Below are 20916 nucleotides of genomic sequence, written 5' to 3'. Positions count from 1 at the left end.
CGCTCGAGTGTTGGGGTGGCCCTCTGCTCGCCCGTACGGTGCCCGTTCATGCGGTGACACCGTCCAGGATGGTCTCCAGTTCGGTCAGGGCGGCTGCGGCGCCGTACTGCTGGCAGACGCCGGTGACGTTCAGCACGATCTCGTCCACTCCTGCGGTCTGGTACTCCGTTAGGGCGGCGGCCAGCTCCGCGGTGTCGCCGCTGAGGAACGCCCTTCCCCGGACCAGGGCCCGGGCGCCCGAGACGGGGTCGTCCGCGTCCACCTCGATCCCGGCTCGGCGGAGCATGTCGGTGTAGTGCGGCAGGCGCAGGTGTCCGGCGTTGCCGGCCAGCGCGATGGCCGCGGGGTCCCGGTCGGGGCCGGCCAGGGCGAGGGGCACCATCGCGACGAGGCGGGGCACCGGCCGGGAGGCTCGCACCGCGCCTTCACGGAGCGCGGGCACCACGACGTCGCGGAGGTAGGACGCGGGGGTGAGCCAGGTGATGGCGACGTCCGCGATCTCGCCGGCCAGGCGGGCCATGGCGGGCCGCAGGACTCCGAGGCCGACCTCCACCGGCGGGGCGGGCAACGGCGGCAGGTCGTTGCGCAGGTGGACGTACTCGCCCGCGAGGTAGGGCGCCGTGTTGTCGAGGACGCCGCGCACGGCGGTCAGGTACTCGCGTGCCGCGGTCAGCGGACTCGCGTACGGGGACCCCAGGAGGCTGCTCTGGAAGACGGCGGCACCGGGTCCGTAGCCGGCGACCGCGGGGTGGCCGGTCACCACCGCCAGTGACCGGGCCTGTAGGGCGGCCTCGTACGGGTGGCGCAACGGCATCAGGGTGACACCGGTGCCCACCGGGATCCGGAAACCGGACGCGGCGGCGTAGGCGAACGCTTGGTGCGGCTCGACGAGGACGGACTGGCCCTGCCAGAGCCGGTGGGCGTTGCTCCATTGCACCAGCGCCGCGAACGGGAGCACTTGCTCCGGTCTGGCGGGGGTGAAGGGCAGGAGGATCGAGAAGGTGACCATGGGGTTCGAGCTCTCAGGTGCAGGGGACCGGGGTGGACGGGACCGAACTGAGCAGTTGGCCGCTCACCAGCTCGGCGTACGCGGGGCAGCGGACGAGGAGTTCGTGGTGCCGGCCCTGGTCGACCACACGACCGGCGTCGAGGATGATCACGTGGTCGGCGTGCTGCACCGTGGAGATCCGGTGGGCGACCACCAGCACGGCCCGTTCGACGGCGAGTTCGTCGACGATCGCCCGTAGCCGCTGTTCGTTGATGCTGTCGAGCTGGGAGGAGGGTTCGTCCAGGAGGACGAGACGGGCATCGGTCAGGGCCGCTCTGGCGAGGGCCAGCCGCTGGCGCTGGCCGCCGGACAGGTCGCCGGTTTCCCCGAGAACCGTGTCCAGGCCATGCGGCAGGCCTTGGATCTCGTCTCGCAGCCCCACCTTCCCCAGGACCGCGAGGAGATCGTCGTCCCCCAGTGGCGCGTCCTGTCCGATCGTGAGGTTGTTGCGCACGCTGTCGCGCAGCAGGGTGAACGACTGGTCGACGTACGCGAGGTTGCCGCGCAGCTCTCGCAGTGGCCACTCGGTGAGGTCACGGCCCAGGATCTGCACTCGGCCGCTGTCGGGTGTCATGAAACGTTCGACGAGCCCGAGGACGGTGCTCTTGCCGGAGCCGGACAGTCCGACCAGCGCGGTCAGGCCCCTGTCCGGCACCTCCAGATCCACGTCTCTCAGGGCAGGTTCGCGGCCCTCATAGCCGAAGCTGACCTGCTCGAACCGCAGGGCCGGAACCGCGCCCGGCGCGGTGGCCGCCGCGGACGGGCTTTCACCCGTCGGTCGCGAAGCGGATGTCGAGAGGTCTTCGAAGGGCAGCGCGAACACGTCGTTGAAGCGCTTGCGGGCGACCAGCCCGGCTTGGAGCGTATTGATCCCGGAGGCGGCCATGATCAGCGGGGCGGTCAGCTGGAGCAGGTAGAGCAGGAAGGCGATGAAGGTCGCGAGGTCGAGCTGCCCGGCGAGGATCCGTGCGCCGCCGCCCACGATCACGCCGACCAGTGCGATCTGCTGGCCGAGGGTGATCACGGGAACCATCAGCGACTCCATACGGGCCGCGTCGGTTTCCAGGGCCTTCACCCGCTCGGCGCGGTGGGCGAGGTCCGCCGCGACCTTCCGCTCGGCGCGGTAGGCCTTGATGACCGTCAAGGCTTCGAGGGCCGCGACGAAGTCCTGGACGAGCAGGCCGACTTCTTCCTGGAGTACCAGGTACTTGCGGCGAAGGCCGGTGATCACCAGGGCGACGATGAAGATGGCGGCGAGGAAGGACGCGACGGTGATCAGCAGGAGGACCCAGTCCAGCAGGCCCATGATCACCATCGTGCCGACCAGGGTCAGTGCAGCCATCGGCAGTTGGATCGGACCGATGTCGATCGCGGCCTTGAACTGCATGGCGTCCGCGGTCAGCCGGGCCACGAGGTTGCCGGTGCCCTCCCGGCGGGCGTCGGCCAGCGGCAGGCCGAGGGAGTGGTTCATGGTCCGGATCCTGAGCCGGCAGATGAGCCGCTGGCCGATCCGCGACAGCAGGAACGTCGCCACCGCCCCTGCCGCCGCCGTGCCCAGGCCGGCCCCCGCGGTCGCCACCGTCCACCAGGTCAGGTCCTCGCCCAGCTGGATCTTCTCGACCAGGGTTGCCGCGATCATCGGCAGGCCGAGCGTGGCTCCCGTCGACAGAAGAGCGAGCACGGCGATGACGGTGATGTGGAAGCCGTTTCCGCGGGTGAGTTCCCGCATGATCTCCAGCTTCTGATGTGTGTTCACCTGCTGCATTGAGTGATGTTCCAGGTTCTTTTCGTGTCGGAGGGGTGCGCCGTCAGTGCCGTCAGTGCCCTGCGCCGCGGAGCGCGTCCTTGACCTTGATGACTCCGCCGTGCTTGAGGATCCCGCCGCGGTAGACGCGGCCCGCCAGGCGGACCAGCGCCGCCGTTGCGAGCAGCATGAGCACCGCGGCGACGACGATCTCCCAGGCCCGCACGGGCGCTGCGGCCATCCGCACGGGCATGGCGGACCAGGAGAAGCCCGGTGTCAGGGACAGGATCCGCGCTGCGGCGGATTGCGGGTCCAGGAAGGCCAGGAGGGGACCGGCGAGACTGCCGGTCAGCGCCAGCAGGACCGGCCCGAGGACCTGGTTGAGGTCCTCCTGGCGCGAGGCGAGCGATCCGGCGACCGCGAACACGGTGGAGAACAGGACGTAGCCCGGGACGAACCAGAGCACGACCAGGAGGCCGACGGTGACGGCGTCCGCCTGCAGATCCACGGTGTGAAAGCCGATCATGCAGGCGATGCCGGTGACCAGGGTGACCGCGATCTGTACGAGAGCGATCACCCCGATTCCGAGGATCTTTCCCGTCAGCAGCTGCCAGGCCGGCACCTTGGCCAGCAGCAGCTCGACGATGCGGCTGGACTTCTCCTCCGTCACGCCCTGGGCGGTGGTCATGCCGAAGCCGAGCATCAGGAAGAAGAGAACGACGGTGGCGAACACCGCAACGGTCGAGCGCTGCCGCTCCCTCGTGCCGCTTCCGCTCCGGTCCAGGACGGTCACCCTCAGCGGGGCCACGTCCAGGGCCGCCGCGATGTCGTGGTCGGTGAGCCCTCGCTCGCGCAGTCGCAACGACCGGGAGGCCTCCCGGTCGGCCTCCGCCAGGAGCGCACCGAGCGCCGCGGGCACCGCCGGGGTCACCAGGACCTCCCGGTCCTCCAGGACCACCGCGTCCACGGCGCTGTCCCGCAGCGCCGACTCGGCGGTGGCGCTGTCGGCCAGGTGGACGACACCGAGGTCGGCGCCGGCCGTGGCAGCCTGCCGGTGCAGCGCACCCGTGAACTCAGGGCGCTCGCCGACGATGCCGACCTTCGCGGAGACGACGTCCCGTCCACCGTTGCCACCACCGCTGAATCCGGCCTGAACAGCCATCGCGACTGTCAGGATCACCACGGTGAGCAGCATGGACCCCCAGAAGCCCCTACTGCGCAACTGGGGAACGATCTCCCGTCCGGCGACGATCCTGATCACAGCCACGGTGCCGAGACGGACCGGGGGGCGCGGCCGGCCGGCTCCGGCGCGCACGTCGACCCTCCCGCTCATGGGGCCACCGACTTCCGGAAGACCTCCGCGAGGGTGGGCTGGTGCCAGGAGAAGTGCTCGAGTTCTCCCATCGACTGGGCGGCGGCCAGGACCTGCCGCGCCGAAGCCCGCTCGGCCAGGGAGACGGTCACCGTCCCGCCTTCGCGGCCGATCGGTCGTGCGCCGGGCAGCCGCTCCTCCCAGCCGGGCGGGGCTCCGGTGACGCAGATGCGCAGCCGGCTCTGCCCGTCGGCGGCTCTCAGCTCCTCGACGGTTCCCTCGGCGACCAGGCGGCCCTGGGCGAGGATGCCCACGCGGTCGCACAGCCGCTCCACCAGTTCGAGCTGGTGGCTGGAGAAGACCACGGGAACGCCCCGGGCGGCGAATTCGGTGAGGGCCTGCGCCATGGCGTCCACCGCTACCGGGTCGAGTCCCGAGAACGGCTCGTCCAGGATCAGCACTTGCGGGTCGTGGATGAGCGCGGCGATCAGCTGGATCCGCTGCTGGTTGCCGAGCGAGAGCCTCTCCAGCGTGTCGGTCGGTGTCATCGTGACGCCGAGGCGCTCGATCCACTCGTCCGCCCGCCGTCTCGCGACGGCCGTCGGCACTCCGCCGAGCCTGGCGAAGTACACCAGTTGGTCCCGGGGGCGCATCTTGGCGTACAGGCCGCGCTCCTCCGGCATGTAGCCGATGCGGCGGCGGGACTCGTCGTCGACGGGGACGCCACGCCAACGGACCGTGCCGTGGTCGGCATCGAGCACGCCCAACGCGATGCGCATCGCCGTCGTCTTGCCGGCCCCGTTGGCGCCGCAGAAGCCGAAGAGTTGCCCGGGCTGCACGGTGAACGTCAGGTCGGTCAGCGCCGGCTTCGTGCCGAAGTGCTTGCTGACGTGGTCGAATTCCAGCACCTCAGCCGTCCTCGCGGGGGGCGACCGAGAATTCCAGCAGCGAGCGGACCGCGGTGGCAGGCCCTTCCCAGGTCACCCGGAGGCCGGCTGCGGCGCCGAGTCGCTTGAGCTCCTCGACCGAGCGGACGGGGGCGGGCATGATCGCGCGCAGCCACAGGGCGGCGCCGGCGGCCTCCTGCGACTCGTCGACGGGCAGGTTCACCTCCGCCAGCAGGACCCTGCCGTCGGGGCCGGCCGCGTCGGCGCACCGCCGCAGGATCCGCACGGCGTGCTCGTCGTCCCAGTCCGCGAGGACCGCTGACAGCAGGTAGACGTCACCGCCCGGTACCAGGGGATCGAAGAAACTGCCGATCACGGCCTCGCACCGGTGCGAGAGTTCGGCCTCCTCGAAGCGCCGCCCCGCGATCCGGGCCACGTTCTGCAGGTCGACCAGCGTTCCGTGCAGGTGCCGGTGCCGACGGACGAGCTCGATGAGGAGGGTGCCGGTGTTCCCGCCCACGTCCACGACGCGGCGCGCGGTGCTCCAGTCGTAGGCGTTCACGACGAGGTCCGCGTCCCAGCCCAGCTCGCCGGGGATCAGGTCCTGCAGCTCCCCTGCCACGGCCGGGTCCTCGTTGAGGTCCTCCCAGTAGGAGCGGCCGAACGCCGCCTCGTGGCAGGCCTGCCCGGTCCGCACCGTGTGCAGCAGTCGGACGAGGCCGAGGTCGGCCCGGCCGAAAGGTCCGTCCGTGCTCAGGTGCCGCCGCAGCTGGGCCGGGTGGTCGTCCAGCAGCAGAGCCCCCAGTGGCGCGAGGGAGTACCGTCCGGCCGTGCTCATCCGGAGCACCCCGATCGAGGTCAGGTAGCGCAGGAGCTTCGGCAGCACCTCGGGATGCGTGTTGGTGGCCTCCACCAACTCGTCCACCGTGGCGGCTCCGTCCGCGATGTGGTCGGCCAACCGGAGCGTCGCCGCGCTCCGGATCGCGGCCGGCCTGAGCAGGTCGGCCATGGCCATCAGTTCTTCGGGTGGTGGTGTGTTCGTCATGAAGCAGCGGTCCAGAGTTGTCGGAGGGAGCGCAGCGCGGCGGTGGTCCCCGCTGCGCGAGCCAGGGCGTGGGCCCGGAGCACCCGCCGGTGCTCCGGACCCACGCCACGGTCGGGCTGCGGTCAGCAGCCCTTCTTGTAGGTGGCGGTGGCCACGTTGGTGGTGAGCCAGCTGGCCCCGGCACCGCCGAGGGCAGCTCCGGAGATGACGCACGCCGGCGTGGTCGCCGGAGCGTCGGAGACCGCGGTGACGTCGAGGTCAGCAGCGGTGGCGAAGGTGTCGTAACCGGACACCAGCTCCATGATCGCCGTGCTCTTCTGCATGTGGATCTCTCCTTCTCAACGAGGTTTCGGTTCCTGCAGCGGGTTTGTGCGGCCCGGGGTCAGCAGCCCCTGTCGACGGTCGCCGAAGCGGCGCTGACGACCGCGCTGCCCACCCACGCACCGCACTTGGCCGAGCTGACCCGGGCCGCGACCGTCGCGGCGGACCAGACACATGCGGGCGAGGTCGCGGGGGCGTCCATAGCGGCGGTGACGTTCAGCTCACCGGCGGTGGCGAAGGTGTCGTAACCGGACACCAGCTCCATGATCGCCATGCTCTTCTGCATAAGATTTCTCCTTGTTCGATAGATCGCCTGAGTCGAAAACAGGAGGCGCGTGACCGCGCCCCCCGCAATCGGCTCGGACGAGATCTGAGGGCCCGCCCGAAGGTTCAGGGCCGCGTCAGGTTGCGAGCGGGGGCGCCCGGGTCGATGTTGGCCTCAAGGAACCGTCGGACGAGTGCCCGGTCGATGGGACTGCCGTCCCTCGCCCGGTCCATCAGGGCCAGCGCGACCGCCGCAGCGCGATGCTGCCCGAAGCTGAGGCCCTGCATCTCGGGTCGTGGATCGTCCGGCTCCCATGCGGTCGCCACCCCGCGCGCGAGCCGGTCGGTGAAAGCGGAGGTCTCGGCACCGACACCGGTCATGCCGTCGACGGCCTTCGCGACACCGGCTGCCTCCGCCTCGAACCCGACGCCCAGGTAGACGACCAGGGCATCACGCCGTGCGTAGAGCGCCGGAGTTGACAGCACCTTGGACCGGTAGGGAACCCGGTTGTCCTCCAGGTGACTCAGAACCTGGTGCCACACGGCTGCGGCGTGACGCGGGTGAGTGAGGTTGACGTAGACCCTCAACAGCTGCGCCGGCCGCCGGTGCCCCATCGAGCCGTCGACCAGGAAGAACCCGGGAGACAGGGCCGGACGCGTCGGCGGCACCACCAGCGTGACCCGGTCTCCGGCCACCGCGGCCTCGGCGTTCCGGACCGACTCCCGAGGCATCCAGACCCGTACGCCCTCGCGCTCCACGAGAAGCATTCCGGCCTCCGCACGGAGGCGAGGATCCGCCGTCGGCGGCCCGGGGGCGACACACAGACGTGCCGACACCACGGTCCGCCGGTGCGGCACGGCCTCGGTGAGGGTCCGTTCGAACGCCTCGTCCCTGATGCGGAACGGCATCGCCCCGGCAGCCACGTCCTGTCCGGCGTGCAGCACCTCGTAGAGGGCCCCGGACAGGAGCCTTCGAAGGTCACGAGGGCTGTCGGCGCGCAGGGACCGTCCTCCGACCTCGGCCTCGCACAGGTCCGTCGCGACCTCGACACCCTCGAGTGCGGCCAGCAACCGGCCGGGCAGGCCCGCCGACTTCGGTGAGGTGGTCACGCGGCCTCCCCCAAACCGATGGCAGCGGCGAACCTCCGCGGTGACAGCAGGGCCGAGCGCCCTATTCCGGCAGCGGCCCGCTCGATGCCGGACACTCGCGAACGCTGCGCACTTCCGGCGATCAGCCGGTCGAGCAGGTGCCAGCCGGCGAACGCCGTGGCCCTCTCGATCAGCCCGTCGTCGGCTGCGGGCGCGGTCTCCAGGTATCCGCTCCAGAAGTGCCGGACCCTCGGGCGCAAACGATCCAGCTTCTGCGTGCCGCGGTCGAGTATCAGCTCGTGGGTCAACTCGACGTCGGCGAAGGCCGTATCACCTCGAGCCGTGACGATGTCGAGGACCGACCGGTAGAGCCACTCACCGGCGAACGACCCGACGTCCCGGGCCGGATCGGCCAAGCGGAACTCCTCCCAGTCCGCGACATAGAGGTGCCCGCGCACCACCAGGAGCTGGTCGACCCTCAGGTCACAGTGCGACGGGACACGCGGCGCCCGGCTCTCCTCGGTCGCGAGAGCGGCGATCGCTTCCACGACGCCCCGGTCGCCCTGCATCAGGTGCCAGGCCTCCAGGCCCGCGAAGCTGAGGCCTTCGAACATCTGCTGGGACATGCCGCGCAGAAGGCTCGTCGAGGGAAGGGCCGGCAGCGTGGTGTCGAAGCCGTCCGGGTCCTCGGGAACCGCTGCGTGGATCCTGCCGATCGTCCGGCCGACCTCGAAGGAGAGCTGGTCGTCGAAGGTCTCGTCCACCATCATCTCGGCACCGTTCACGGCCTCGTCGAGATGGTCGAAGACCACCAGACCGAACGTCTCGTCGGCACCCAGGAAGCGCGGGGTCCGCACCGCTCCGGCCGGCAGGGTCGTACGGAAGCGTTCGAAGGACAGCAGTCGGCGCATCCGCTCCCGTACGTCACCGGGTTGCCCGAGCAATCGCTTGACGAAGACCTTCCGCCCACTGCGGGTCCTCCCTGCCCAGGCGTCGTTCCGTCCGACCGGGGCCGAGAGCGACGCACGTTCGAACGGCCCCAGCCCGAGGCGGCCGAGGAATTCATCCACCTCGGGTACGTCGTCGAGATCCACCGGCGCATATCCGCGATTCACGGCGAAGGATATTTCTTGCTCCACTGTCCTCTTTCATATTTGCCGCACGGATTCGAATTCCGGAAGGTTCATGGAATCAGCGGACGGCAATCCACGTGCGGTGCGATCTGCCTGCGGTGAACGATTCCAGGGAATCCCGGCGACTGAAAGAGGCCGACCGGTCAGGGAATTCGAGTATTTCGTCGGCAGCGCCCCCGCCGATCGGCGGGGGTGCCGTCCGCTGACCGGCTCAGGAGGCTGCCCCCGTGGGATCTCCACCATGGGCCAGCCACCCCCGGCGCACCGCATGGGCCGATGCGGTGCGTGGTCACTCGCTGTGAGAGATCGGCCGGAACCGATCAGTTATCCTCGGACCTTCGGCGGCCCGATACGAGGCCCCACTCGCAGGACAGGGTCGGCGTGGTCAACCGGATCCGGTCGAACAGCACGACACGACGGGGTACCAGCATGATCCGGGTTGCGGTGGTCGACGACGAGGCACTGATTCGTTCGGGTTTCAGCCTGATCCTGAACGCGGCCGCGGACATCGAGGTGGTGGCCGCCGTCAGTGGCGGCCAAGCCCTGGAAGCGGTCGCCTCGCACACCCCGGACCTGGTCCTGCTGGACGTTCGGATGCCCGACGTCGACGGGCTGACCGTTCTCGCCCGTCTGGTGGAACTGCCACACCGGCCCAAGGTGGCGATGCTCACGACCTTCGACATGGACGAGTACGTCGCCCGGGCCCTCGGCCTGGGTGCCTGCGGCTACCTCCTGAAGGACACCGACCCGGACTGCCTCGCTCCGATCGTCCGCTCACTGCACGCGGGCACGTTCGTCCTGACCCCGAAGGTCGCGTCCACGGTGATCGACGGCTACCTCCACGGTCATCGCACGGTCACATCCGCCGACGAGCACGCTGCTGCCCTCAACGCGCGCGAGCAGAAAGTCCTGGTGCTCCTCGCGGAGGGGCTCACGAACCGCGAGATCGGCCTGCGCCTGCACCTGAGCGAGAGCAGCACCAAGGCCCTCGTCAGCACGGTTCTGGCCAAGCTCGCGGTCGGCAATCGCGTCCAGGCCGCCTTGTGGGCGCAGCGTGCCGGCCTCCTCGTCGACAGCGCGGCCCGGTGAGCCCGGCCGACACCGCGGTGCGGCGCGTCGTGTACCGAATCGTCCAGGAATCGTTGACCAACGTGCGCAAGCACGCACCCGGAGCGGCCGCCACGGTCGAGATCCGCCCGACGGGACCGGGCCTTCGGGGTCACGGTCACCAACCCGGCTCCCACCGGGGCCTTGCCTTGTTGGGTCTTCCGTCAGCTTGACTCTGTCGGTGATCTTGGTAGTGCCCGGCTGAGCGGGGTGATCAGTGGGCAGGTTCGTGGCTGTGGTGCAGGTCATCCCAGTGGCGAGGTGCGCGTTGTCCGTCCGTCCCCGTTCCGGTGAGCAGGTTCCCGCTCTGACTGCGCGTATCGCACGGGCGAGCAACCCGAAGGGGACGACGGCGACGTGGGTGCGGGACCGGTTGGACGGGCTGTGGCACGACGAGGACCTCGCCGACTGGTACCCGCGCGACGGCCGTCCCGGTCTCTCGCGCGCCCAGCTGGCCACCGTCTGCGTGCTGTCGGACCGCCAGGCAGCCGAAGCGGTCGGCTGCCGCATCGACTTCAAGTACTCCATGGCTATGGAGCTGGACGATCCCGGCTTCGACCGCAGTGTGCTGGCCGACTTCAGCGAGCGTCTCACCCCATGACGACCGCGCCGACCGTCTGCTGGATCTGGCGCTCGCCCGCTTGAAGCAGGCCGGGCTCGTGGCCGAGCGCACCACGCAGCGCACCGACTCCACCCACGTGCTGGCCGCCGGACGCCGCTCGGGACGGAGCGTGACCAGGCGCAAGGGCTCAAAAGCGGCGATGAGCTCGCACTTCGTACTCCTGCGCGGGTCCGGCTCGCCGGGCGCCGTCCCAAGCCGGCCGCCGACGGCACGATCCCGCTCACCTGACTGATCGCCCCGTGGCCGGAGAACGAGGCGGAGCCGGTCAAGTACCGGACATCGAACCTGCCCGCCGACATCCCCGCCAAGGACCTGGTCCGGCTCGCGAAGTCACGCTGGCGGATCGAGCACGACTACCGCGCGCTGAAGACCCGCCTGGGCCTGGACCACTTCGAGGGCCGCTCCTACATCGGCTGGCACCGCCACGTCACCCTCGTCAGCGCCGCCCACCTCTTCCTCGCCGAACAGCGGGCCCTCCCCAAAGCCCAGGCCAGGGCCGCCGGTGGCCCTGGCGCGGGCGTAGGCGTGGTTGCGCTCCCGGGCGTTCGCGTCTCGACCGATTGGCCGGGTGACCCACGCCGCGTGCTGGAACCCCGCACCGCGATCGGCGCGGCAGCAAGCAGACTGCCAGGCATGCGAGTCGGGGCTGCGGATCCCCGAGTGGGTCGCAGGATAATCGGCTGGGAGGTTTGTTGGTGTTCAGTAGATTCATCATGAACGGGGAGGTTCGACGGTGGATCCATGCCAGGCCCACGCGTATGGGGGCGACGTCGGTGAGGGACGGCCACGAGAGGACCGGGTGGGTGAAATGTTTTGACATGGCTTCCGGGGCGATCCAGATGCCGTAGTGGTCTGCGACGAATTGGAGGCATTCCTCCGGTGTGCGACCCTCTGGCCCGTACTGGACGGGGTGGCTGTTCGGGCGTGGTTCTATGAACCATTCTCGCCGCACTTCGGCGGGGATGAGTGAGTGCGGTCCTATGATCGGTTCGTCGGTGATGTCTGCGAGAGCTACCTGCGACCTTTCGGCGAGCCGGTGGTCCGGGGGGACGGCGACCACTCGGGGCTCGGACAGGATGGGGGAGACGGCGAGCCTGTCGTCGCCGACCGGGAGCCACAGCAGGGCGGCGTCGGCCCGGTCCTCGATCAGGAGTTGGACGGCTTCGGTGCGGCTCAGTGTCGGGATGGCCTGAATCCGGATCCCCGGTACACACTGGCGCAGGTGAGCGGTCACCTTCGGCAGGAACCGCGCGGTGCAGTGGACGTTGAACACCATCCGCAGGGTTGAGGGTGCGTGGCAACCGATCTCGGCCACCATGCTGTCGACGGCGCTGAGTATCTGGAGAGCGTGGCGGACCGCGGCCTCGCCCGTGGGGGTGAGGGAGGTGCCTTGCGGGGTGCGTTTGAACAGTGAGTGCCCCAGGGCCTTTTCGAGCCGGCCGATGTGTCCGCTGACGGCTTGCTGGGTGAGGTGGAGGCGTACGGAGGCTCGCGAGATGCTTCCCTCCTCCGCCACGGCGAGAAGCGACTCGAGCAGCCGGAGATTGACGTCCATGGCACTTCCCTCAGCCTGGCCAGCCTCGGGGGGTTTTGTCCAGAACACCTGTGGTGAGCGAGTCCCGGAGATACTTTCCGGCCGCGTTGATGTCATGGGGTCGCACGATCCGCAGTGATTCCGAGAAATCGGAAGGCCATGTTGGATCGATGCCTTGCATCAAGAACCCTGCGTAGGCGTTTGCCGCACTGTATTGGTTTGAAATCGCCAGATCAGTGTATCCGATGGCGTAATCACGTGCGGCTTCCGCTTCCTGCTCGGTGATCCCCGAGATGGCGACGGTGTTGATGCAGCGGTGGATGTCGGCGGCGATGCGGTGTCCGGTTCGCGGGGCGGAGCGGGCGCGCACCATGAGCCAGGAGCCGACACGGGTGTGCCGGAGGCCGCACTCCACTCCGTAGACGCGACCGGTTCTCTCGCGCAGTGTGTAGACCAGTCTGGAGGACCGCATACCACCGAGCGCGAGGCTGAGCAGGTGCAGCGAGGGCAGGTCCGGGTGATCGAGAGCGACGGAGGTCGCGGCGACGGCGGTGATCGACTCGGAGGTGTGGAGCTGGTGCATCGTGAAGGAGCCCGCCTGCGGGTGGGCAGGGAACGGGGGACGGACCGCGTGGGACGGCGGGCCCGTCCACGGGCCGAAGGCGAGTTCCACTGCGGTCAGGACGGTGGTGGGGCGGAAGTCTCCGGTGACCAGCAGGGTGGTTCCCTGCGGAACGACCAGGTGGTGGTGCGTGCGCACGACGTCTTCGCGGGTGACCTCGAGCAACTCCTGCGAGGTGGGGGGTTCGGCTGTCAGGGGGTGCTCGCCGAACCGGTGGCGTAGCAGCTGGCGTTCCAGACGGGCGGCGGGCTGAGGGGAGCCCGTGGTGGCGGCCAGCCTGCCGCGGGCGAGGTCGACCTCGCCCGCGGCGTACGCGGGGGCGGTGCAGACCTCGGCCAGGAGCGACAGTGCGGTGACGGTACCGCTGGACAGTACGGTGGCGGACAGGACGAGGGACTCCGGCGTGAGGGAAGCGTTCAGAACGGCTCCGACGTCGGCTGCCCGGTCGGCCAGGGCCGTGCGGTCGGTGCGCCGGCTGCCGGCCAGGACGGCTGCGGCCAGGACGTCGACAGCTGCCGGGAGCGCGGTGGCGGTTCGCGCGGCCGGAATGACCAGGCGGATGTCCGTGACCGGTATGTGGTGGGTGGGGAGCAGTGTGACCAGTAGTCCGTTGTCCAAGGTGGTGGTGCTCATCGGAGGTTTCCGCCGTTGAGGATCTCGGCCGCGTGGGGGCCGTGCAGGAGCGTTCGGGCTGCGTGCTGGACGGCTTCTGTGGTGATGCCCTGGATGGCCCGGGGCAGGTGTTCCAGCCAGTCGGCGTCGTCGTAGAGCAGCGCGTAGCGGCTGAGCATGCGTGCGTGTTCGGCTGCTGCGTCCTTGCGCTGCCAGTGCGCGAGTTGGAGCGCGCCGGCGGCGCGTCTCAGGTCCGGTTCGCCCGGGCCCGAGTACGCGATGCGGTGCAACTCGCTCTGGAGGGCGGTGGTGACGCCCCGTGGGTTGCCGAGTGGGTCCAGGAGCATGGAGCAGTGGGCGAGGTCGGGCTCGATGGTGTGGAAGGGCTCGCCGTAGTAGCCGTGGGTCCATCGGGCTGTCAGCAGGCCGGGTGTTCTCCTGGTGAGCTGAGGGAGCACGGTGCGGTTGAGGTGTTCGGCGAGGACGAGTTGGGCGGTGCACTCCGGGCGTCCCGGCTCGGGCGGGGGCAGCAGGTAGCCGACGGCGAGGACGGTGGGCGAGGGTGCGGGGCCGGGGAACTGGGTGAGGACGGACGCCGGGTGGGCCGGGACTGCTGTGGTGGTGGCGTCGGGTGACAGGGCACCGGGGCGGGCGGGGAGCGGGGCGAAACGGCGGGCTGCTCGGGCCAGCGTCCGGGAAGGCGCGTCGGGCCCCACGATCGCGACCACCGTGTGTTCCAGGCCGTAGTGGTGGCTGTGGAAGCGGTGGACCTGCTGCAGTGTGGCGTGAGCGAGGTGGGTGGTGTCCCCGAATCCGTTGTGGCCGTGGTCGACGAGCCGTGCCCGGATACGGTCGACCGGTAGCCGGAGAGGCCCCGTCCCGGCTTCTCGGATCTCCTGGGCGATGACCCGGACCTCGGTCCGGAGCTGCTCGGGGGTCGGGGCGAAGTGGAGGAGACGGGAGGCTTCCTGCCGGTAGAGGGTGTCGGCCTCGCGCGAGGGCACCATGGTGTGGAAGCTGGTGTGGTCGCGGTAGGTGGTCGCACCACAGGTACCGCCGGCGGCCTCGATCAGCGCCGTGTGGGAGCCAAGGACCTGTGAGGGTCCCCCTCTGGGGAACATGAGGTGTTCGACGAGGTGCGCGAGGCCGAGCAGCGCCGGGGGGTCGTTGCGCGAGCCGGCGGCGATGTCGAGGGCGGTGACGGGCCGGTGGGCGGCTTGTGCGGCAACGAGGCGCAGCCCGTTGTCCAGCCGCACGGTCTGCGTGCTGGGGGTCATCGTGGGCACCGGGGCTGCGGGGGATCAGTCGGGGCGGCGGTAGACGGAGATGGTCATCCGGCGGGTCGTTCCGGCACGGAAGGCTTCGCCGTTCCAGCCCAGGTACCGGTCCTCCGGTTCGAGGCCGACCACGCCGGCGTAGAGGTCCATCTCGGCCGGCCAGATGTACCGCAGGGTCGATGTCGCGGTGAGTGGCGGGGACCCGTCGCGGAGGAACACCGCCGAGACGATGGCGTACTGGTGCTCGGGGACGGTGTCGATTGATTCGATCATGATGCCCTCGTCGCCGATGGGGCGCGTCGACACGCTCGTGCCCTGTTGGACGTGGAGCAGGCTCGGATCGAAGGATTCGATGATCGTGTAGCCGCCCGGCCGGGTGTGTTCGGCCATCGCGTTGAAGGCCGCGATCTGCTCCTGCGGGCTGGCGGCACAGTACAGGGCGTTGTAGGGGGCGATGACGAAGTCGAAAGTCCGGCCCAGGGCGAGCTCGCTGAAGTCACCACAGGTCGTGGTCACCAGACCGTCGGGGTTCTTGTCGGCCAGCCGGGAGAGCATGCGCGGGGACGCGTCGACGCCGTGGACCGTGAAGCCGTGCCGAGCGAGGGGGAGGGCGACACGACCGGTTCCGACTCCGAACTCCAGGACGCTGCCGGGGGGTGCCTGCCGCTGTTCCAGGAAGGCGATGAGATCGTCGATGTCCGGGGTGGGCGGGTAGACGAGGTCGTAGTGGTCTGCGAAGACGTCGGCGAAGTGGGTGTCGGTGGGGGCGGGGGGCTTGGTCATGGGGGTTCCTTAAGAATGTGAGGCGGTCCGGGGGGACCGGGTGTGGCTGATGGGATGTCTGCCATTGATGGCTTCAGGAGAATGGTCGCCCGGTCCTCCGGGACGCTCCGACTGCTGATTGGGAACTGCGGTCATCGCTGGTTAAGGACCTGTCGGCGGAGTGTTCCTCGGGCCACGAAAGCGCTGGTTACGGTGGAACGGAGCGATGGGCGTGGGCACGCCGCACGAGCGGATATGGGTCGGCATCGACGCCGGCAAGGGGCATCACTGGGCGGTGGCGGTCGATGCCGAGGGCCGGTCGCTGTTCTCGACGAAGGTGATCAACGACGAGTCGCAGATCATCCAACTCATCGCCGCAGCACGGGAGAAGGCGAGCGAAGTCCGATGGGCGGTGGACATCTCCGGCAGGGCCTCGGCACTGCTGCTGGCCCTGCTGATCGCCGACGGCCAGCGGGTGGTCTACGTGCCCGGCCGTACCGTCAACCGGATGACCGGTGCCTACCGTGGTGAGGGCAAGACCGACGCCAAGGACGCCCTGGTCATCGCCGACCAGGCCCGGATGCGCCGGGACTTCGCTCCCATCGAGACGCCGCCCGAACCGGTCTCTACACTGCAACTGCTGACCGGCTACCGGCGCGACCTGATCGCCGACCGCGTCCGGCTGATCAACCGGCTGCGGGACCTGCTGGTCGGCGTCTGCCCGGCCCTGGAACGGGCATTCGACTACTCCGCGGCCAAGGGCCCGGTCGTGATGCTGACCGAGTACCAGACCCCGGCCGCCCTTCGGCGGATCGGTGTCAACCGGCTGACGACCTGGCTGGAGCGCCGTAAGGTCCGCGGCGCCGGCGCCGTCGCTGCCAAGGCGGTGGACGCCGCCCAGTCCCAGCTCACCGCCCTGCCGGGAGAGGCCCGGGCCGCCAAGCTGGTGCGCGACCTGGCCCATCAGCTCCTGGCGCTGGACGAGCGGATCAAGGACAACGACCGGGAGATCCGCGAGACGTTCCGCACCGACGAGCGCGCCGAGATCATCGAGTCGATGCCCGGCATGGGCCCTGTCCTGGGCGCCGAGTTCGTCGCCGTCGCAGGGGACCTGTCCGGCTACCGCGACGCCGGCCGTCTGGCCTCCCACGCCGGCCTGGCACCGGTCCCCCGCGACTCCGGCCGCCGCACCGGCAACTACCACCGGCCGCAGCGCTACAACCGACGCCTGCGCTGGCTGTTCTACATGTCCGCGCAGTCCGCGATGATGCGGCCGGGACCATCGAGGGACTACTACCTCAAGAAACGCGCCGAGGGGCAGCTCCACACGCAGGCCTTGCTGGCACTCGCCCGCCGCCGGGTCGACGTCCTGTGGGCCATGCTGCGTGACAAAAGGCTGTTCACCTCCGCTCCGCCGGTCACGCAAGCGGCTTGACACGGTCATTGAGATTCTCCTTCATCGTCATCCGCTGAGGTTGCGCGCGGGCTCCAAGGGGTCGATGTCGGCGGCGCGCAAGGCATGTGCCACGGCGGCGGCACGGTGGCCGGGACTGGGGTCGGTGGCGTGGGCGACGAGCCCTTCGGCGATCGCGAAGCTCCGGTGCTGTCCGAAACTCATGCCTCGCATGCCGGCACGGGGGTCGGAGGGCTCCCAGGCCGTGCAGACGCCGGGAGCGAGAGGGGCGGCCAGGACCGAGGTGTCGGATCCGATACCGGGGTGCCCCGTCAGCGCGGCGGCCACGTGCTGCGCCATCGCCTCCCCGTCCGGTGGCAGGTAGATGACGAGGGCGTCCCGACGGGGGAAGCCGTCGGGTGCGGAGAGCACTTTCAGGTGGTAGCGGGCCTGGCGTCGTTCCAGAACGGCGACGGTGGTCGCCAGGATGCCGGGGGCCGCGGACGCGGTGGTGATGTGCAGGTAGACGCGTCGGACCGGGCCGTCCAGGAGGGTCAGCCGGCTGCCGTGGACGTAGAAGAACCCCGGGGAGAGCACCGGCCGTGCGGCGTCCAGAACGAGGTCGACGGTGTGGCCCGGCGCAGGGAGCGTTCCGACGACCTGCTCCTGGGACAGGAGGACGGTGACGTCGGCGAGGCGCACGATCGGGCCTCGGGCACTGGTGCCGAGCAGCACGCCGCGGGCGCGGGTGTGTCGGTGCGGCACGCACCGGGCGAGCCGGGCTTCGAAGTCGTGGTCGCGGACGGTTCGGGCGCGTGGCTGCTCGCCGGAGGGGCGGGCGCGGTGAGCGCCGTGGCCGGCGTGCAAGGTCGCGTAGAGGGCGTCGGACAACTGCGCGCGTAGGGCGCGTGCGCTGTCCGTGCGGAGCACGGTGGGCCCGACGAAGGCACGTCGCGCGCCGGGCTCGACCGTGACGTCGGCCAGCGCCGTGGACAGGCGTTCGTTGAGGACGGCATCGTCCGTCACGGCGATCACGCTCCCCCCTGGCCGCTGCGCGGGCCGAGGAGCGAGACGGCGCGCTCGGGGGTGAGGACGAGGGACCGTCCGATACCGGCCGCGGCACGGGCGACGGGACTGAGCCGGGCCTGCTCGTCGGAACCGGCGAGGAGCCGGTCGAACATGTGCCAGCCGGCGAAGGCCGCCGCGCGCGTGGCCAGGGCTCGGTCCGGCGGCGCGCTCGAGGTCCGGGCGTAACCGTGCCAGAACGCGGCGATGTGCGGCCGGTGACGGCGGATGCTCGTGGTGCCGCGCACGAGGATCCGCTCGTGTGACGGGGTACTGCCGCTGTCGGCTCCGAGGTCGCTCAGCGCCGACAGGACGGCGTGGAACAGGAGCTCGCCCAGCAGCGAACCGAGGTCGCGGGCTGGATCGGCGAGGCGGAACTCCTCCCAGTCACAGATGTGGAGAGTGCCGTGGTACTGGAGGATCTGGTCGAGACGCAGGTCGCAGTGGGACGGAACGGCAGACGTGTGCCCTTCCTGCCACCGTAGCCGCCGCAAGGCTGTGACCAGGGCTGCATCGTCCTGGATCAGGCGCCAGGCGGCCAACTGCGCCATGGAGGACTCTTGGGCCTGGGGCCAGGGAAGTGCCTCCAGCCAGTCCAGGGGCGGCCACGCGGGTGGTGAGGTGTCCAGCATGCACTGTGGCCCCGGGCGGGGCGTGAACGCGTGGAGATCTCCCACCGCGAGTCCTACCGCATGCCACTGCGGGGGGCCGAAGCGCCCTCCCAGCATGAGCGCGGATGCGGTCTTCCGTCCCCGCAGGTATTCGAAGGCGATGAGTGATCTCTCCGTGTCCCACCCGAGACAGCGGGGGGACCTCAGCGCGCCGGGGGGCTTCCTCGCGGCTGCCGTTCTCTCGTAGCTGATGGAGCGTTTCAGCCCGGGCGAGGGGGTCTCCCGGGCCGAGGCGAGGTCTTTGATGAGTACTTCTGCTCCGGAGGTGGTCCTTCCGGCCCAGTTCCTGTGCTGTCCCATGAAGGAATCGATGCCGTCGGCGATGAACTCCCCCAGGCCGAGGCGGTGCATGAGCCGTGCGATACCGGGGTCCCTGGTGGAGTCTTCCGCCTGTACCTCCTCCAGGGACGACGCGTCGCTCCTGGCCGTCGTGTTCATCCGGCGCACCTCCCGGCGAGTTCGAGTACCTGCAGCCCGTCGTGGTCGACAAGCTCGGCGATGAGTCCGAAGTAGTCGGAGAACTCTTCGTTCCATGCCACGTAGGCGGCGTGGTCGTGCATGTGGGTCAGGATCCGTAGGACGGCCGCATGGGCGACGGTGGAGACTTCGGGAACCGGGCCGTGGGCTGCCGTCAGCGTGTGTGCGATCTCTGCGTGGGCGTGGCGGGGGACCTTTCCGGCGGAAGCGGCCAGCCAGTGGAGTTCCAGGAGTTCTCCCAGGAGCCACCCGAGGTCGAACCCTTCCGGCCCGTGGGATCTCTCCGGGCCGAGCATGATCTCCACGGGGCCCCTTCGTAGGGGAGGCACGATCGTGGCCAGGGAGAGGTCCCCGAAGATTCGGGTGGTCGGTCCGGAGCACGCATGGTGGCACCATTCGTGCAGGGTGCTCATGCGCCGGTACCCGCAGATCCGTCGTATCCCGTCCGTCAGGCGCGCGGTGCCCGGTTGCGGGTTCTCGTTCGTGAGCCAGCGCGCCAGGCGACACAGTCCTGGTGGCGGCCGTCGCTGGGCGGGGACGCCGGTGTCGTCCCAGGACGCGGTGCGCATCGTCGTGCCGACGGTGTGCAGGGTTCGGGTGACCAAGGCGGAGGCCGCGGGCCGCGGGTCCAGGAGCCAGTCCGCGGCGGAGTAGGGTCCGTGCAGGTCGTAGGCCAGTGCTCCGTCGGCCAGGGGCTTCGGGGCGACGCACTCGGCAGCGTTCGCCGACCGTACCGAGGGAACGGTACCGGCGGGTCCGGTACCTGCTTCCGGAAGGCACCGGACCTCCCAGCGGTACAGGTTGCGGTGCGATGCGCGGACGGTGGTGCGGCACAGCCTGGTACCGAAGTGCCTGGCGGCACCGGCCGCGGCGCCGGGACGGGTCATGGCGCACTCCTCTGGCTCCGTGCCAGCAGGGAGTGCCGCTCCTCCATGAGGGAGAGCATCTGTGACAGGTAGCCGGCGCTTCCGTCGTCCAGGGCGCCGGTGGTGGCGCTGACCGCCGGGATGGTCGGCTGCACCACGACACGGGGGAGCGCCCGGAGGGTCTGCACGTGCCGCTGGAGGACGGGGCTGCGGTGCGCGTGCGGAGGGTACGACGGCGCGATGCCGATCACGGCATCCGTCGCCTGGAGGCCCAGCAGCACCGGGGTGTCCGCGAGGCCCAGGGCGAAGCGGGCCGTGAAGTGGGCCGTCGCCGGATAGACCGCGACCGCTTCCGCCCATTCGGCGATCGTCACGTGGAGAGCCTCCACCCCGTGCTGGTCGTCCCACTCGTCCCTGATGACGGCCCGCCGGGACAGCACCGCCAGGGCTTCCTCCGAGACGAAGCGCCGGGCCGAACGGGTCAGGGCGACCCGAACCTGGACATCGGGGTGGACGGTCGCCAACCATTTGACCCAGAACGGAAGGAAGGAGACGCCCAGTGCCCCGGTGCCGACGAGTAGAAGGCGCCGCGGGGTGAAAGGGGTGTAGCGGAATGGATCGAGCTGTTCCGGCGGAGATTCGTCGTCCATGACTCCGTTCCCTTTCTCGCCGGCGCGTATCCGATGTGCCGGGGTGAGGCCGGGTGAGACCGGGGCCCCACCCCGGGACTGCACCGATCAGCGGATCAGCACTTGGACGCGACCGAGTGGCCGATGCTCTGCGCGCACTTCTGGCTCGACTTGGCGACCACGAGTGTGGCCCGCAGGCAGATCGCACTGCTGACCGCGAACTCGGGCGCCTCGGCCCCGTCGTAGAGACCCAGCTCGGAGGCGGTGGTGTAGGACGCGTAGCCCTCGAAGACATCGCGCTCGTTCATCGTTTCCATGAGGATTTCCCTTCTCGGCGATACCTCTGGGTGATCCGCTCGGGGCTCCGCAGTCGGCGAACCCGCGAGCAGGTCTCAAAGACTACAAGGGGAGCAAACGAATAGCCATGGGATCGTAA

At 69.9% G+C, this 20916-nt stretch carries 21 protein-coding genes and 1 pseudogene; 4 read left to right on the top strand and 18 right to left on the bottom strand.

Going from position 1 to position 20916, the window contains the following annotated elements:
* Positions 1-46: 46 nt before the first annotated feature.
* The 9 genes from ACFV8H_RS17960 to lxmK (ACFV8H_RS17920) form a co-directional block, all read right to left on the bottom strand.
* Positions 47-1009, bottom strand: a complete 963-nt coding sequence (locus tag ACFV8H_RS17960) for an LLM class flavin-dependent oxidoreductase (protein ID WP_380400794.1) — start codon at positions 1007-1009, stop codon at positions 47-49.
* Between the two features lie 13 nt (positions 1010-1022).
* A complete protein-coding gene (locus tag ACFV8H_RS17955; RefSeq protein WP_380400792.1) occupies positions 1023-2804 on the bottom strand; it encodes an ABC transporter ATP-binding protein in 1782 nt (593 codons plus the stop codon).
* 61 nt (positions 2805-2865) lie between these two features.
* Positions 2866-4125 carry an ABC transporter permease gene (locus tag ACFV8H_RS17950; RefSeq protein ID WP_380400791.1) on the bottom strand — a complete coding sequence of 420 codons (1260 nt, stop codon included), beginning with the start codon at positions 4123-4125 and terminating at the stop codon, positions 2866-2868.
* A complete protein-coding gene (locus ACFV8H_RS17945; protein WP_380400789.1) occupies positions 4122-5012 on the bottom strand; it encodes an ABC transporter ATP-binding protein in 891 nt (296 codons plus the stop codon). The genes ACFV8H_RS17950 and ACFV8H_RS17945 overlap by 4 nt, the downstream gene beginning before the upstream one ends.
* 1 nt (position 5013) lies before the next feature.
* Positions 5014-6036 carry a methyltransferase gene (locus ACFV8H_RS17940; RefSeq protein ID WP_380400787.1) on the bottom strand — a complete coding sequence of 341 codons (1023 nt, stop codon included), beginning with the start codon at positions 6034-6036 and terminating at the stop codon, positions 5014-5016.
* Positions 6037-6158: 122 nt separating this feature from the next.
* On the bottom strand, positions 6159-6359 hold the full coding sequence (locus ACFV8H_RS17935; protein ID WP_380400785.1) for an LxmA leader domain family RiPP: 201 nt from the start codon (positions 6357-6359) through the stop codon (positions 6159-6161).
* A gap of 59 nt (positions 6360-6418) precedes the next feature.
* On the bottom strand, positions 6419-6643 hold the full coding sequence (locus ACFV8H_RS17930; RefSeq protein ID WP_380400783.1) for an LxmA leader domain family RiPP: 225 nt from the start codon (positions 6641-6643) through the stop codon (positions 6419-6421).
* A gap of 104 nt (positions 6644-6747) precedes the next feature.
* A complete protein-coding gene (locus ACFV8H_RS17925; RefSeq protein ID WP_380400781.1) occupies positions 6748-7731 on the bottom strand; it encodes a T3SS effector HopA1 family protein in 984 nt (327 codons plus the stop codon).
* Positions 7728-8804, bottom strand: coding sequence for a class V lanthionine synthetase subunit LxmK (gene lxmK / locus ACFV8H_RS17920; protein ID WP_380400780.1), 1077 nt, complete (start codon positions 8802-8804; stop codon positions 7728-7730). Before lxmK (ACFV8H_RS17920) ends, ACFV8H_RS17925 begins: the two co-directional genes overlap by 4 nt.
* 468 nt (positions 8805-9272) lie before the next feature.
* On the opposite strand from lxmK (ACFV8H_RS17920), the gene ACFV8H_RS17915 reads away from it, so the two are divergent.
* The 3 genes and pseudogenes from ACFV8H_RS17915 to ACFV8H_RS17905 form a co-directional block, all read left to right on the top strand.
* Entirely contained in the window at positions 9273-9932 is a 660-nt protein-coding gene (locus ACFV8H_RS17915) for a response regulator (RefSeq protein WP_380400891.1), read from the top strand.
* A gap of 253 nt (positions 9933-10185) precedes the next feature.
* On the top strand, positions 10186-10551 hold the full coding sequence (locus ACFV8H_RS17910) for a transposase (RefSeq protein ID WP_380400778.1): 366 nt from the start codon (positions 10186-10188) through the stop codon (positions 10549-10551).
* Between the two features lie 249 nt (positions 10552-10800).
* Positions 10801-10965: pseudogene (locus tag ACFV8H_RS17905) on the top strand (transposase); the annotation flags it as partial.
* A gap of 43 nt (positions 10966-11008) precedes the next feature.
* Here the strand turns inward: ACFV8H_RS17905 and ACFV8H_RS17900 are convergent.
* From ACFV8H_RS17900 to ACFV8H_RS17885, 4 genes are read right to left on the bottom strand one after another with little or no spacing between them, the layout of a single operon-like run.
* Positions 11009-12127 (bottom strand): LysR family transcriptional regulator, encoded by a 1119-nt coding sequence (locus ACFV8H_RS17900; protein ID WP_380400776.1) that lies wholly within the window; start codon positions 12125-12127, stop codon positions 11009-11011.
* A 10-nt stretch (positions 12128-12137) separates the two neighbouring features.
* Complete coding sequence (locus ACFV8H_RS17895; RefSeq protein ID WP_380400774.1) at positions 12138-13361, bottom strand: M16 family metallopeptidase; 1224 nt, start codon at positions 13359-13361, stop codon at positions 12138-12140.
* Positions 13358-14617 (bottom strand): M16 family metallopeptidase, encoded by a 1260-nt coding sequence (locus tag ACFV8H_RS17890; RefSeq protein WP_380400772.1) that lies wholly within the window; start codon positions 14615-14617, stop codon positions 13358-13360. Before ACFV8H_RS17890 ends, ACFV8H_RS17895 begins: the two co-directional genes overlap by 4 nt.
* Before the next feature lie 24 nt (positions 14618-14641).
* Positions 14642-15400: a class I SAM-dependent methyltransferase gene (locus ACFV8H_RS17885; protein ID WP_380400770.1), complete on the bottom strand. Its 759-nt coding sequence runs from the start codon at positions 15398-15400 to the stop codon at positions 14642-14644.
* A 211-nt stretch (positions 15401-15611) separates the two neighbouring features.
* On the opposite strand from ACFV8H_RS17885, the gene ACFV8H_RS17880 reads away from it, so the two are divergent.
* Positions 15612-16814 (top strand): IS110 family transposase, encoded by a 1203-nt coding sequence (locus tag ACFV8H_RS17880; RefSeq protein ID WP_380400769.1) that lies wholly within the window; start codon positions 15612-15614, stop codon positions 16812-16814.
* A gap of 27 nt (positions 16815-16841) precedes the next feature.
* On the opposite strand, the gene ACFV8H_RS17875 is transcribed toward ACFV8H_RS17880, so the two are convergent.
* The 5 genes from ACFV8H_RS17875 to ACFV8H_RS17855 form a co-directional block, all read right to left on the bottom strand.
* A complete protein-coding gene (locus ACFV8H_RS17875; RefSeq protein WP_380400767.1) occupies positions 16842-17798 on the bottom strand; it encodes a T3SS effector HopA1 family protein in 957 nt (318 codons plus the stop codon).
* Positions 17799-17803: 5 nt separating this feature from the next.
* On the bottom strand, positions 17804-18946 hold the full coding sequence (gene lxmK / locus ACFV8H_RS17870) for a class V lanthionine synthetase subunit LxmK (protein ID WP_380400765.1): 1143 nt from the start codon (positions 18944-18946) through the stop codon (positions 17804-17806).
* On the bottom strand, positions 18943-19290 hold the full coding sequence (locus ACFV8H_RS17865) for a hypothetical protein (protein WP_380400763.1): 348 nt from the start codon (positions 19288-19290) through the stop codon (positions 18943-18945). The genes lxmK (ACFV8H_RS17870) and ACFV8H_RS17865 overlap by 4 nt, the downstream gene beginning before the upstream one ends.
* Before the next feature lie 578 nt (positions 19291-19868).
* Positions 19869-20501, bottom strand: a complete 633-nt coding sequence (locus ACFV8H_RS17860) for a flavoprotein (protein ID WP_380400761.1) — start codon at positions 20499-20501, stop codon at positions 19869-19871.
* A gap of 95 nt (positions 20502-20596) precedes the next feature.
* On the bottom strand, positions 20597-20788 hold the full coding sequence (locus ACFV8H_RS17855; RefSeq protein ID WP_380400759.1) for an LxmA leader domain family RiPP: 192 nt from the start codon (positions 20786-20788) through the stop codon (positions 20597-20599).
* Positions 20789-20916 lie beyond the last annotated feature (128 nt).

It is taken from the genome of Kitasatospora sp. NPDC059827 (assembly GCF_042731675.1).
GTDB lineage: Bacteria > Actinomycetota > Actinomycetes > Streptomycetales > Streptomycetaceae > Kitasatospora.
This window is presented reverse-complemented; position numbering and strand designations above follow the sequence as displayed.